We start from the raw sequence: 13,431 nt of genomic DNA on the forward strand, positions 1-13,431 counted from the left end.
CATGGGACTATTTGACCGCTTATTTGGAAAGAAAAAACAAGAAGATAACTTAGAAACAACGGATATTTCTCAGACGGCAGATCAAGCAGAAGCTGATGAAAGGCCGTCACAGGCAGATTTGTCGGCCGCAGCAGAAAGCCTTTCGGGCACAGAACAGACATCTACTGTTCCTGAAGATTTGCCTGAGACTGACCAGTCTGTGCCTGATTCTGTCTCTGGAGCTGTGCCAGAGACAGAAGAGGTTCAAGAGTCAGCGGCCTTAGATCCTGTCCGGTCAGCAGAGCAGCTCACAGAAACATCAGAAGCTTCTCCTGAAATTGCTAAGGATACAGCTGCCGGCGAAGAAGTTACAGCTTCTCAGGCTGAGTCAGAAATACCAGCAGCTGAACCAAAAAGTAGCTCAGCAGATTTTATGGCAGAATACTATGCTCGTAAGGCTGAATTGGCACAAAAAGTGGAAAGTCAAGCGCAAGAAGAAACCGCTGAACAAGAAAATCAAACAGCAGTCTCAGCCCAAGAAGAAACGGATGAGGCTGTCAATCAATCTGAGAAAGAACAAGCTTCAAATCAAGTAACAAGTGCTGCTGAAACTGAGGAAGAAAAATATAACCGCAGTCTGAAAAAAACACGTAGGGGTTTTGGCGCTCGTCTGAATGCTTTTTTGGCTAATTTTCGCAGTGTTGATGAAGAATTTTTTGAAGAACTGGAAGAAGTGCTGATTCTGTCGGATGTCGGTGTTCAGGTTGCTTCGACTTTAGCTGAGGATTTGCGCTATGAAGCTAGATTAGAAAAAGCCAAGAAACCTGAGGCTCTTCGCCGTGTCATCATTGAAAAATTGGTTGATATTTATGAAAAAGACGGTCAGTTCAATGAAAAAATCAATCTGCAAGATGGCGTTACGGTCATGCTGTTTGTTGGTGTCAACGGTGTCGGAAAGACAACTTCTATCGGGAAATTAGCTTACAAGTATAAAAATCAAGGGAAAAAAGTCATGCTGGTTGCAGCTGATACTTTCCGGGCCGGAGCCGTCGCTCAGCTGGTCGAATGGGGCCGCCGTGTAGATGTGCCTGTGGTTACAGGACCCGAAAAGGCTGATCCTGCCAGTGTTGTCTATGATGGTGTTGAGAGAGCAGTGGCAGAAGATGTTGATATCCTCATGATCGATACGGCCGGCCGTCTGCAAAATAAGGACAATCTGATGGCAGAGCTGGAAAAAATCGGCCGTATTGTCAAGCGTGTTATACCAGATGCACCTCATGAGACACTTCTGGCTCTTGATGCCTCAACAGGACAGAACGCTCTTGTTCAGGCTAAGGAATTTTCAAAAATAACACCTCTGACAGGTTTAGTGCTAACAAAAATTGATGGAACAGCTAAAGGCGGTGTTGTTCTAGCTATTCGTCAGGAACTTGATATCCCAGTAAAATTCATTGGTTTTGGTGAAAAAATTGATGATATCGGTGAATTCAATTCGGAAGACTTCATGAAGGGACTTTTGGAGGGACTACTGTAAAAGACAAAAAAACTCTCTGGCATCTGCTTTCAAGCAGATGCCAGAGAGTTTTTCGATTTGTTAATTCTTCTTCAAGGAAGCAAAAAGCATTTTGAAGCACATAAAGATAAACAGGACTAAGATAAAGAGGCCCCAAAATATAGTTTTAACACCGGCAGTCATATTTGGTGCCAGCTGCAAAACCACAGAAGACAGTGCCGTTCCCAGAGCTCCTGCAAACTGCTGCATCATCTGAAAAATAGCAGTAGCATCAGCTGTTTTGTTTTTCGGCAGTTGTGAAATGGCGACTGCCATTGTATTGTTGAAAGACATATTACGGCCGAATGTGAATATGATATAAATCAGTGACATCAGCATAACGGTCAGCGAGTCAGCCCACAAAGCAAAGATGAACAGACTGACAGCAAAGAGAGTATTGCCAGTGTACAGAGAGAGTTTTGGCCCTTTAATATCATAGAGTTTCCCGAAAAGAGGGGCTAAAAGTCCGCCCAGAAGAGTTCCTGGAAGCAGCACGAATCCAGCAGCAGTGGTCGAAACATGCTCGACTTGGACTAAAAAATTGGGAATAAGAAAGTTAGAAGCTAGATTTGAAAATTGATAAATGAAAAAGGGGATCAGTCCTAAAATGACGGGAAGCTGTTTCAGAATGCGGATATCCAAAAAAGGTGTTTCTGATTTTAGAGTTCTTAAAACAAACAAAACGCAGGCCAGTATGAAAATCAGCAGAGCAAGCCAATTGACAGAACCTGATTCTAAGCCAGAAATCAGGATCAAAAAGAAGCTTAGCGTAACGGCCAGCAGGAGAAAGCTGATGAGATCAAAGGGACGTTTTTGATTTTTAACGGAATTTTCAAGGGCAAAATGACTAATGAAAAAAGCGATAACAGGAACCGGAAGTATTAAGAGAAAAATCCACTGCCAAGAAAAATGGGCAATCATAAAACCACCGTAAGTCGGTCCAAAAGCAGGTGCCAGCCCCATGATAAGCCCGCCAATGCCCATATAAGTTCCAATTTTACTGATGGGGACACGCTCGATGATCAGATTAAACATCAAAGGCATGGCAATTCCGGTTCCGGCTCCTTGGAGGGCACGGCCGGCAATCATGACAGTAAAATTTTTGCTAGCAATACAGGTCAATGTTCCCAAAAGAAAAAGCAGAACAGCTATATTAAACTGATGCCGCTCTTTGACATTTTGCTGTAAAGTGGCACTGAGAGTCATCGAAATAGCAACAGCCAGCAGATAAACAGTCGTAATCCACTGAAGGCTGCTTAAGGGCAGATGAAAAACAGACATTAATTTGGTAAAAGTTACGTTCATGCTGGTTTCAGACAAGATACCAGAAAAGCCCAGAAGGGCGGTTGCAACAATGGACAGCTGTGTTTTAGGTGAAACAGTTTCTGTATGATGGTTGATGGTCATCGGATCTCCTATTCTCGTTTTTTATCATTGTAACACAAAAAAAGAGGTAAAACAAAGAGAGCAGAACAGGCTCAAACCGTTCTTTATGATTTGAGCCTGTCTTGCCCTCTGAAAAACTTGGTGAAGCAGCTGATTTTTCCAAATATTTTAGGGAAGCTGCCGTCAGAGTTTAAAAAACACGGTAGACATAAGGATTTTTAGGCTGCATTGCTCTTGAACTCTGCGAAATGTGCAGCACTGGCAGGGTTTGTTTCAGATTTTGATTGTATTCAACGGAAATTTTTCCGCAAACCTTCACCCAGGTATTATTATCATAGTGGCTGTGTCCGCCTGTTGTCAGAAGCCCGTAAACACCCGAATCAGCAATACAGTGGATGATACCAAAACGAAAGAGGAACTGACTGTTTTTATCCATGGGATCATTGTAGACAAAACCGATATACTCAATTTGACGGTTTTTAAATTCATCTGGGAAGAGGTAGATAATCTCCATCACTTCCATGTAATTCTGCGTGGTAATCTGCAGCTTTCCGCTGCCCCTATATTTGTTTAAGGTGGTCCGCATTTCTTTTTGATAGGCTGATTTGGTAAAATACAGACTGGTATCTGGTTTTAGGTACTGAACGCGAGTGCCGTCTGGACTGACACCTGAACCAGCTGATCCAGCCGCTACCGGGAAATGATAGCCCTTAGCCGAAACGGTCGTTGAGTCTAAAGAAACCGTTGGCACTAAGAGTCCGACAAAAATCGGTACAGCTAGGATAAGGGGGCTGAAGAATTTGGCCCATTTTCCCGACAGATGGGAGGGCATTTTTAAATTTTTCATCCAAATAGTCAGCTGTACAACTGCTAAAATAAAGGACAGGACCATAGAAATGTATGCTAAGTAGGAGTAGTGAGTGTTGATATAACGGTCCAGCTTTCCGGAGAGCTGCAAATACATGCCCAATTCAAAATAGCCTGCAAGAATCAAAAAACGAATCATTAAATCACCCCCACAATCAGGCAGTAAATGATGATAACCAGGCTTGAGGTACCGACAAACTGCACAATGAACCTGCCTTTAAACACATTTTTCATCATCATCAGATTTTTAATATCTACCATCGGACCAATAAGCAAGAAGGCCACTACAGGAGCGACACCAAAGGTTGCCAGAAGCGATGTCCCGATAAAAGCATCGGCTTCGCTGCATAGTGACAGGATAAAAGCCAAGAGCATCATGACGAGGATAGCCGTTAGGGGACTGTGGCCAATGGTAGTCAAAATCCGAGTTGGGACATAAATTTGCATGGCAGCAGCGACCAAGCTGCCAAAGATTAGATAGCGTCCTGTATCAAAGAGTTCATCAACAGCATGGGCTAAGGCATAAAAGATTTTTTGGTGGATTTTTTTATCAGAGTAATCGTGGTAATGGCAAGGTTTAGCACTTTCTTTGCTAATATTTTCATCAATCAAAAAACCAAGCAGAATACCTAAAGATACAGCAACGATAATAGCACCGAATAGCCTGAGAAAGACAAAGCGCCAAGAATTGCCGAAAGCTGAAAAAGTCGCAAAGAGGACAATTGGATTAATAATAGGTGCCGTTGCCAAAAAAGGAATAGCAGTGTAGCTAGGAACTTTTTTCTCCAAAAAACGATTGACAATGGGAACAATTCCGCATTCGCAAGAAGGAAAGATAAAGCCTATAAAAGTTCCAAAAAGAATCCGCGGAATCTTGTGTTTAGGAAGGTATTTTTGAACCAGATCAGGTGTCAGATAGACCTCAATGAAGCCTGATAGAATAGCTCCCAGCAAAATAAAAGGCAGCGCCTCAATAATAATAGAGAGAAAGATAGCCAGACACTGCAGAACACTAGCAGGCAGATGGTTAAAAACAGCCATAAAACTTATTTCTTATCCTTCTGTTTGTTTTTTTGATCGCTATCTTTGGAATCTGGGAATGTCACATTTTCCAGATCAGGAAGCTTAGCAAAATTTTCCATCATCTTTTCCAGTTCATCTTTTTTCTTAAATGTAATTGCCATAAAAGCACCTCATTTCTAAGTGAATAGTATTATTATACTACCAAATAAAAAAATATGACAGCTTAAACTGCGCCTGTCAGAAAAACAAATAGATTGTAATTATTACTAATTAGTGATATTATGTTTCTATCATTAAGATAGACAGGAGTGATTGATATGACAATCGAACTAGGAATTTCAACCTTTGGTGAGACAACACCTCTTGAAAAAACAGGTCAGGCAATACCTCATGATCAGCGTATCCGTGAATTGATTGAGGAAATTGAGCTGGCGGATCAGGTTGGTTTGGACATTTATGCTGTTGGCGAGCACCATCGCGAAGATTTTGCTGTTTCTGCCCCTGAAATTGTACTGGCTGCTGGCAGCGTTAACACCAAGCATATTCGCTTATCAAGTGCTGTAACTATTCTTTCTTCGATTGATCCCGTACGTGTTTACCAGCAGTATGCGACCATCGATGCGCTGTCAAACGGTCGGGCAGAAATCATGGCAGGCCGCGGTTCATTTATTGAATCGTTTCCGCTTTTTGGCTACGATTTAAAAGATTACGATGAGCTTTTTAATGAGAAGCTGGACATGCTTTTGATGATTAAAAATCAAACCAATTTGAAGTGGAAGGGCGAGTTGACTCAGTCTGTTGATAACCGTCCGGTCTATCCGCGCGCTGTTCAAGAAGATTTCCCCATTTGGATAGCTACAGGAGGTAACCTTGATTCTACAGTAAGAATTGCCGAGCAAGGCCTTCCCATCGCTTATGCAACTATCGGCGGCAATCCTAAAGCCTTTAGGCAGCTGGTTCGTATTTATAAGGAAATTGGCAGCAGGCACGGCCACCATCCGGAGCAATTAAAAGTCGCTGCTCATTCATGGGGCTGGATTGAAGAAGATAGGCAGTCTGCTGTTGACCATTATTTCTATCCAACTAAACAGACGGTTGACAATATTGCCAAAGGACGTCCGCACTGGCGGGAAATGACCAAGGAGCAATACTTAGAGGCTGTTGGCCCTGAGGGTGCCATGTTTGTCGGAGATCCGGAATATGTGGCACAAAAAATCATTACAATTATTGAGGATTTGGAATTAGACCGCTTCATGCTGCACTTGCCAGTTGGTTCGATGCCGCATGAAGAGATGCTCAAAGCTATCAAACTATACGGAGAGCAGACAGCCCCAATAGTCAGAAAACATTTTGCTAATAGGTAAAAGAGGCTGGAACAAAAAGATTTTGATTTTTGAAAGTCTTTATTATCAAGTCCTTTGAATGGCTAAAATTAATAAAAAAGCGAACAAAACAGAAGTTTAAATGTCAGAAAAACTCATTTTGTTCGCTTTTTATAGTGGAGGTCGGACTTTTGTCCTAGGCTTTTTACTTTACCATAATCAGAAATACAGTCTATACCGTGTTTTAAAAATACAGCCCGATAATCATCAAGACCCTCAGGTAGGTTTGCAGCGCGGCATAATCAGCCGTGGAATTGCTGCAGTTTAAAAGATGATATTTGTTTTGACCGAACTGGTGGGAAGAAGCTGACCTTATCAGCTTTGACAGCCTTATGTGCGGTAAGGGACAGATCAGCATTTTATCAAAGATAAAAAATAGAGAGGATATGTTATAATGGAAGTTAGTATATAGGAGGCAATCATCGTATGCGTTTAGGACTAAAATCGAGTGCCGATCCCGACCAAATGGAGAGTCGTCTGAAATACCAACCCAGTGTCTATGAATTTTATACCTCGGAGCATGATTTGACAAAAGAGGGGCTGTCTAGGCTGGAACAGGGGATTAGGAGAGTAAAGGATGCTGGTATCCGGGATATCATCCTGCACCATCCGGTATTTTATCGAGGGGAGATGCTGGATAAAGATTTTTGATGCTATCTAGCTCAGCCAGATAAGCCTCTTGTAGTTCTTTAGGACTTTCGACATAGATATGTTTGCCAAATTCGATAAGGTAATGAGTGAGATAATGTAGTTCGTTAGGGTTATAGTAGCCATTCAAAAAAGTCTGCTGGTTTTCTTCCGTGAGCGACATACCTTCATAGTGATTTTTGTGGAATAGTTCTTTACCAAAAGGAGTCAGTCTGCAGCGAAACGGGACGGAGCGAAAATGTCGTTCATGTTCTTCTAAAGATAGTTTTAAGCTGTCTCTCGAGATGCCTTTTCTATCCTCGTTAATGGAGAGTGATTGGATGTAGTCGCAACGAAAAATAGCCCAAGTATCTGTTGTTAATTGATAACCATGACTAAACCAGACACCTTCTCTATAGAAAAGATCATAAAATTGAACGGTCAACCACTTGTCCTGATTTTGTGTGTAATGAATAGACAGGACAGTCTCGTCTAAAATAGCTGTTAAGATATCAGGAAGGAAACTGGGAGGGTTTATGGCAGAAACATTGTAGTAGTCAATAACGGATAGGGTCTGCTCTACAGTTTGAGATTGTTCAGGCGTAAGATTGCACTGTAATTTCTTGATAATAGTTGGATAGTGATAGTCAAAAGGAGTTGTGATGACCTTTTCAAGTGCTTTTAAGGCATAAAAAATAGCGGATAGTTCCTTATGAGATATATGGATTGGAACGAGGAGACTCTGAGGAAGTATCCGATAACCACCGCCTCGTCCATTTTCTGTATAGAGAGCCAGTCCCATTTTTTCTAATTCTTGGATATCTCGCAGGGCAGTTCGCTTTGAGATGTGAAAGACTTCCATCAGTTCCCTGAGTTGAAAATATTTTTTATCCTTTAGATAGAGTAATTCTTGATTGATTCGAGCTTGTTTTGACAATCGTCATCTTCTTTCTAAAAAGGTGTCATAAATTGGCACCTTTTGATGTTATACTTAGTTTATCAAAAAAATGGAGGAACCACAATGTACAAAACATTAGTGATCAATGCCCACCCTGATTACAAAAATCGTCAGCACAATTCGACTCGTCTGGAAGATTACACTGTAAGACAGCTGCAACAACGCTTCTCAGAGACAGAAGTGACAGTGTTAAATCTCTATGAGGAAACGATTCCACAAATCAATGAAACCACCTATGAAATCTATCGTAAAAATGCGGCTTGCATTGATTTAACTGCAGAAGAACAGGCGATTTTTGAGCGTTCCACAGCTCTGTTGAAGCAGTTCAAGGATCATCACCGCATTATCATTTCATCACCACTTCATAACTTCAATATCACTGCCAGATTGAAAGATTATTTAGATAATGTGATGATTGCACGTGAAGTTTATCGCTATACGGAGTCAGGTTCAGTAGGCTTGATGACAGATGACTATAAGGTTCTTTACTTACAGTCTAGTGGCTCAATCTATACCAATCAAGATCGCTACACACCTTTGGAATTTTCAACCAACTATCTGAGAGAAATGTTTGAAAACATCATGGCTTTTGATAAGTTCTATGTTGCTCGTGCTCAAGGTACCGATCTACTAGGTGCAGATAAAGAACAAATCTTTACGACTGCCCAAGAAGAGGTCGATAGTATCTTAGATGTTTTTTTTACAAAAGAAAAATAGCACAGAAGAGTGGTACTAGCCCCATAAAATGAGGTACAAACAAAATACTCCTGTTTCTAGTTTACTAGATTTCAACAGGAGTGTTTTGTTATGGTCAAAAAAGCGTATTCGGTAGAAACCAAGTTAGCCTGCATCGAAATGAAAAAGGCAGGTAAGTCCAAGAAGAAGTCAGTAGGATCAAAGTCAGAGTGGCAATGAGCGTTACAGGTAGTGTCCAACTCCACTTACGTTTGAATGGTCTGGATTTTTTCTGAGCTAGTGCTTTATTATAGGCATTCTCAAAATAGAGGTCAACCTAAGGCTTGAGAAACCAGTTGTAAGACATAAAACCAAATCCTAGAAGAACGATCAAAATAACATCTGGTCCCACCAGCCAATGTGTCCAACCTTTGGCTACATAAAAATCCTTAAAGAACGGAGAATACGACTTTGTCCCTCCTTAAATCATTTGAGCTTGACCAGTTCCTTTTTTGAAGAATCGGAGGGAGTCACCCTCGTTTTCAATATGCTGGTCTATCTTTTTTGATACAAATGGCATGATTTCCTCACTTTTCAGAATTCTGTTCCATAATTACAATAAAAAGCATAACTTTCTTTTGCCAACAACACGAAGTCTTCTACCATTTGGGAAACATTTTTGGTTCGCCATACAATACCGTACGATACTTTTTCTTTTATCTCCAGTGGCAATGTAGCAATGTGCTTATCTGGCACACAGATAAAATCAGGCATAATTGCAATCCCCAATCCTCCCCTTGCCATGATACAACCAGTCATTTGATGATCAACATAGGTAATAGGAGAATTAGGGCATGCTGTGATAATATATTGCTCCATCTGCTTCATCTCTTCTGGACAACGAAGTGGTTCCAATAAAATCAACGGTTGTTTTTGCAAATCAGAAAACGATAAGGTCTCTTTTTGAGCAAGTTCATGCTTTGGAGATAGTACACACATATACTGTCCTTGATACAATTCTTGATAAGCAACCTGTGAGAGCTGAGTAACTTTGTCCTTAACAGTAAAAAGGATATCTACCTTCTCATCTTTGAATAGAACGTCCTTCCGAACATGATCAGTCACATTTAATTCCACTTGAATAGAGGGATACTTTTGATGAAACCGTTCTAAAATATCTGATAAATGGAGCATAACCAAAGAGTTGTTCTCATATGCTATCACTAATCGGTTATCATATACTTCCGAATAATGACGAGCTTTTTCAACTCCCTTATATAAATGCTCTAATAAATACCGACTTTCTTCATAAAAGCTTTCACCAGCTTTTGTCAACTCTACCTCTCGCTTTGTTCGTTTGAACAATTCAAATCCTAGCTCTTTTTCAAGTTGCTTAATTTGATGGCTTAATGTTGGTTGAGAAACAAATAGTTGTTGTGCAGTTAATGAAAAATTCAACGTTTCAGCTAAATTGAGAAATCCCTCAAGTTGTTTTGTGTCCATCACGTTCTCACTTATTCATTTTTTGAATATAGTATAACATATTTCAATTTCACATTCCCATTCATCCATGTTAAACTTATCACAAAGTTAACTTTTATCATTAAAAAAATAGGAGACACATTTATGCGGTATATTGTAACTGGTTGTGACGGCCAACTTGGTTGTCGCGTTGCACAAAATATGTTTAAGGAAGTTCCTGGAGAACAACTCATTTTTACCTGTCCTGATCCAAGTCGCATTGATCCTCAAAAGCGAAAATTATGGGAAGATGGAGGTGTAACAATTCGTCAAGCCGATTATGATGACAAAGAAGGCATGATTCAAGCCTTTACTGGTGGAGAACGAATTTATTTTGTATCTAGTATTATCAACGGACCGAAGCGAGTACAGCAGCATAAAAATGTGATTGATGCTTGCAAAGAAGCAGGAGTTCAACATATTACCTATACTTCATTTTTCGGAGCCAACAGAGATGGATACCATCAGTACGTTCTAGAAGACCATCGATCAACTGAAGCTTATCTAAAAGAATCTGGTATTCCATTTAATATTATGCGTAATAATCTCTATATGGAAAACTACCTAACTGTTTCTGTCATTTTAGCCATGTTGAGCAATAATGTCTGGGGAACCAATGCTTGTGAAGGAAAAGCGACCTACATTGCTAAGGATGATAGTGCTCGGTGTGCAGCTGCATTACTGCTAGGAAAGGGTGAACCTAATAAAGATTATGATATTACCAGTCTTACTCCTATCAGTCAACGTGAAATTTGCCAGATGATTTCGGAAAAATCTGGGATTGATTTTAAATTTGTTCCCATGAACGATGATGAATTTCGTTCTTACCTAGAAGCACTACATATCCCGACAACAACTGACGGTGATTTCTCTCAATCTCCTGTTCCTTTCTGTACCATGGATATGGTGACAAACGAAAAAGGGATTGCAGATGATCAGATGGGGATTGTATCACACGATGTGGAGCTATTAACGGGACGAAAACCTCTAGAAGTTGCCGATTTATTGGATACATATAGTTATGTTTGGAAAGAAAAGCTAAGCAACATCTATCAATTAAAACGTTAGGAGATAGACATGATTTCAAAATGATATTTTGGATTACTCATGCATTTTTGGTTATCACTCTTTAATGGAGCTATCGTTACTTCTGTAATGATGTACAAAAATACAGGAAGCTTAGTGTTAATACCATTACTGATATCCATTTTTCAAGCTTTTGTAGCATCCTTCGTAGTTGGTCTCATTATACCTGCAGTTCCTTTTGGTGCATACTTAGCTTCTGAGTATTTCACTTGCAAGTCAGGAACATTCAAATATATTCTAATTTCTAGTATTCCTGTCTGTTTGTTAATGGCGACACTTCTGTCCTTCTTATTTGCCTTTCTCGCCATTGGGATTCGTCCAATTTTGTTACTAGCATGGTTAAGCGGCATCCCAATAGCCTTCATAATCTCTATGGTAACAACTGTATGTCTTACCCCTCTGGCATCAAAATTATCTACTTTATTATCTAAATAAATGGGTTCTATAATTTCTGTAGTGGGTAAATCCACTGTGGAAATTATGGAGCCTTTTTGAGTGTAGAAAAAAGTCCCATATGACTTCTAATGAAAAGCGATCAAACAACTCATTAGAAAGACTCATATGGAACAAGTAAATCTTATCACAAATTTTCTCGGAATTAAAGGCAAAAATATCATTATCACTGATGAATATGATATAGGAACTCACTTAGAACTCCATGGGCACTTGGATTATACTGCTCCTCAATGCCTTACCTGCAAGGGACAGATGATTATAAGGTCCTTTACTTGCAGTCCAGCGGCTCAATCTATACCAATCAAGATCGCTACACACCTTTGGAATTTTCAACCAACTATCTGAGAGAAATGTTTGAAAACATCATGGCTTTTGACAAGTTCTATGTTGCTCGTGCTCAAGGTACCGACCTGCTAGGTGCAGATAAAGAACAAATTTTTGAAATAGCCAAAGAAGAAGTAAACGCAATCTTAGAGGTATTCTATACAAAGGAGAAGTGAGTTATGCTATAGACAAGAGAGACTGACTAGGCTTCCATTTTGGTATAGCATGATTTTCTGAGTTCATCATTGACTTTAACTAAATTGGTGCGGACGGTATCCGTAAATTTACCAACCAAAAATACATCCATAGCGCAAGTATTGACATGTTCACTTTAGTCAAAAATGAGGAATGCCTAAACATATTGAATAATAGTATCTCTAAAAGTTTGAACGGTTGTTATCTCAATAAAAGGAACTATTTTATTATGTTAGCGATTTTTATGGTAAAATGGATTTAAGGAGGGTTGCATATGGACAAAAAAAGAAATTACAGGTGGGCGACTTTGGGAACAGGAGTCATCGCTAATGAATTGGCGCAAGCTTTAGCCAGTCAGGGACGTAAACTGTATTCAGTCGCTAACCGGACATATTCTAAGGGGCTTGATTTTGCAGCCAAATATGGGATTGAAAAGGTCTATGAGCAGATTGATGATGTGTTTTCAGATCCAGAAGTGGATATCATTTATATCTCAACGCCGCATAATACTCATATTAACTATCTTCGCAAGGCTTTAGCTGCAGGTAAGCATGTGCTTTGTGAAAAATCTATTACGCTTAATAGTGCTGAGTTAGAAGAAGCAGTTCGATTAGCTGAAGAAAATCAGGTCATCTTGGCCGAGGCTATGACCATTTTCCACATGCCCATTTATCGCAAGCTATCAGAAATCGTCGACAGCGGTCAGCTTGGTGATCTCAAAATGATTCAAATGAATTTTGGTTCTTATAAGGACTATGACATGACCAATCGTTTCTTTAGCCGTTCTTTGGCTGGAGGTGCTTTGTTAGATATTGGTGTCTATGCCTTATCCTTTGTTCGCTGGTTTATGCATTCAGCTCCAAACCAGATTGTCTCACAAGTCAAACTAGCGCCAACAGGTGTTGATGAAGAGGCTGGTATTCTTTTAACTAACGACCAAGGAGAGATGGCAACAGTAACCCTAAGCCTCCATGCCAAACAACCCAAACGAGGAACAGTTGCTTATGACAAAGGCTATATTGAAATTTACGACTATCCCCGTGGGCAAAAAGCAGTGATTACTTATACAGCAGATGGTCATCAAGAGGTCATTGAGGCTGGAGAAACAGCGCAAGCACTGGTCTATGAAGTTCAAGATATGGAAGCTGCTGTAGCGAATCAAGAAAATCGGATGCATCTAGACTACACAAGAGATGTTATGGCGATTATGACTAAGCTTCGTCAGGATTGGGGACTGCTTTATCCAGAAGAAGAATCTGTATAAGCAGCAGCTGAGCCAAGTTTATCATCATTCATCTACCAAACTTTTGGATCTCGTAGTAAAAATAAACTGAAAAGATTATATAGCCCAAAAATCCGTTAATCAGCAGAAGATTAGCGGTTTTTTTGTGCTTTTAGTA

Annotated in this window: 13 protein-coding genes and 1 pseudogene; 8 read left to right on the top strand and 6 right to left on the bottom strand. The window is 40.1% G+C overall.

What is annotated here, in order from left to right:
* Nucleotide 1 precedes the first annotated feature (1 nt).
* Complete coding sequence (gene ftsY, locus SRA_RS02775; protein ID WP_003087408.1) at nt 2-1,513, top strand: signal recognition particle-docking protein FtsY; 1,512 nt, start codon at nt 2-4, stop codon at nt 1,511-1,513.
* A gap of 60 nt (nt 1,514-1,573) precedes the next feature.
* Here the strand turns inward: ftsY and SRA_RS02780 are convergent, their stop codons facing one another.
* The 4 genes from SRA_RS02780 to SRA_RS10335 all read right to left on the bottom strand — a co-directional run bounded on the left by SRA_RS02780 (nt 1,574) and on the right by SRA_RS10335 (nt 4,968).
* Complete coding sequence (locus SRA_RS02780) at nt 1,574-2,938, bottom strand: DHA2 family efflux MFS transporter permease subunit (protein WP_003087411.1); 1,365 nt, start codon at nt 2,936-2,938, stop codon at nt 1,574-1,576.
* Nucleotides 2,939-3,107: 169 nt separating this feature from the next.
* Complete coding sequence (locus tag SRA_RS02785) at nt 3,108-3,923, bottom strand: TIGR03943 family putative permease subunit (RefSeq protein ID WP_003087415.1); 816 nt, start codon at nt 3,921-3,923, stop codon at nt 3,108-3,110.
* Nucleotides 3,923-4,825, bottom strand: a complete 903-nt coding sequence (locus SRA_RS02790; RefSeq protein WP_003087418.1) for a permease — start codon at nt 4,823-4,825, stop codon at nt 3,923-3,925. The genes SRA_RS02785 and SRA_RS02790 overlap by 1 nt, the downstream gene beginning before the upstream one ends.
* Nucleotides 4,826-4,830: 5 nt before the next feature.
* Nucleotides 4,831-4,968 (bottom strand): SPJ_0845 family protein, encoded by a 138-nt coding sequence (locus tag SRA_RS10335; RefSeq protein ID WP_003087419.1) that lies wholly within the window; start codon nt 4,966-4,968, stop codon nt 4,831-4,833.
* A 156-nt stretch (nt 4,969-5,124) separates the two neighbouring features.
* On the opposite strand from SRA_RS10335, the gene SRA_RS02795 reads away from it, so the two are divergent.
* Nucleotides 5,125-6,171: an LLM class flavin-dependent oxidoreductase gene (locus tag SRA_RS02795; protein WP_003087421.1), complete on the top strand. Its 1,047-nt coding sequence runs from the start codon at nt 5,125-5,127 to the stop codon at nt 6,169-6,171.
* A 613-nt stretch (nt 6,172-6,784) separates the two neighbouring features.
* On the opposite strand, the gene SRA_RS02805 is transcribed toward SRA_RS02795, so the two are convergent.
* Complete coding sequence (locus tag SRA_RS02805) at nt 6,785-7,753, bottom strand: helix-turn-helix transcriptional regulator (protein WP_003087429.1); 969 nt, start codon at nt 7,751-7,753, stop codon at nt 6,785-6,787.
* Nucleotides 7,754-7,837: 84 nt separating this feature from the next.
* On the opposite strand from SRA_RS02805, the gene SRA_RS02810 reads away from it, so the two are divergent.
* Nucleotides 7,838-8,491: an FMN-dependent NADH-azoreductase gene (locus tag SRA_RS02810; RefSeq protein ID WP_003087431.1), complete on the top strand. Its 654-nt coding sequence runs from the start codon at nt 7,838-7,840 to the stop codon at nt 8,489-8,491.
* A gap of 552 nt (nt 8,492-9,043) precedes the next feature.
* Here SRA_RS02810 and SRA_RS02815 read toward each other — a convergent pair.
* Entirely contained in the window at nt 9,044-9,952 is a 909-nt protein-coding gene (locus SRA_RS02815; RefSeq protein WP_003087437.1) for a LysR family transcriptional regulator, read from the bottom strand.
* A 123-nt stretch (nt 9,953-10,075) separates the two neighbouring features.
* Between SRA_RS02815 and SRA_RS02820 the strand changes: the two genes are divergently transcribed.
* From SRA_RS02820 to SRA_RS02835, 5 genes and pseudogenes are all read left to right on the top strand, one after another.
* Nucleotides 10,076-11,038: an NmrA family NAD(P)-binding protein gene (locus SRA_RS02820; RefSeq protein WP_003087440.1), complete on the top strand. Its 963-nt coding sequence runs from the start codon at nt 10,076-10,078 to the stop codon at nt 11,036-11,038.
* Nucleotides 11,039-11,323: 285 nt separating this feature from the next.
* Complete coding sequence (locus SRA_RS10515) at nt 11,324-11,491, top strand: DUF2798 domain-containing protein (protein ID WP_225310772.1); 168 nt, start codon at nt 11,324-11,326, stop codon at nt 11,489-11,491.
* Between the two features lie 126 nt (nt 11,492-11,617).
* Nucleotides 11,618-11,767: pseudogene (locus SRA_RS10340) on the top strand (ISL3 family transposase); the annotation flags it as partial.
* Nucleotides 11,743-12,012 (top strand): hypothetical protein, encoded by a 270-nt coding sequence (locus tag SRA_RS02830; protein WP_003087444.1) that lies wholly within the window; start codon nt 11,743-11,745, stop codon nt 12,010-12,012. The pseudogene SRA_RS10340 and the gene SRA_RS02830, both read left to right, overlap by 25 nt.
* A 293-nt stretch (nt 12,013-12,305) precedes the next feature.
* Entirely contained in the window at nt 12,306-13,295 is a 990-nt protein-coding gene (locus SRA_RS02835; protein ID WP_003087447.1) for a Gfo/Idh/MocA family protein, read from the top strand.
* The last annotated feature ends 136 nt before the right edge of the window (nt 13,296-13,431 follow it).

It is taken from the genome of Streptococcus ratti FA-1 = DSM 20564, assembly GCF_000286075.1.
Taxonomy (GTDB): domain Bacteria; phylum Bacillota; class Bacilli; order Lactobacillales; family Streptococcaceae; genus Streptococcus; species Streptococcus ratti.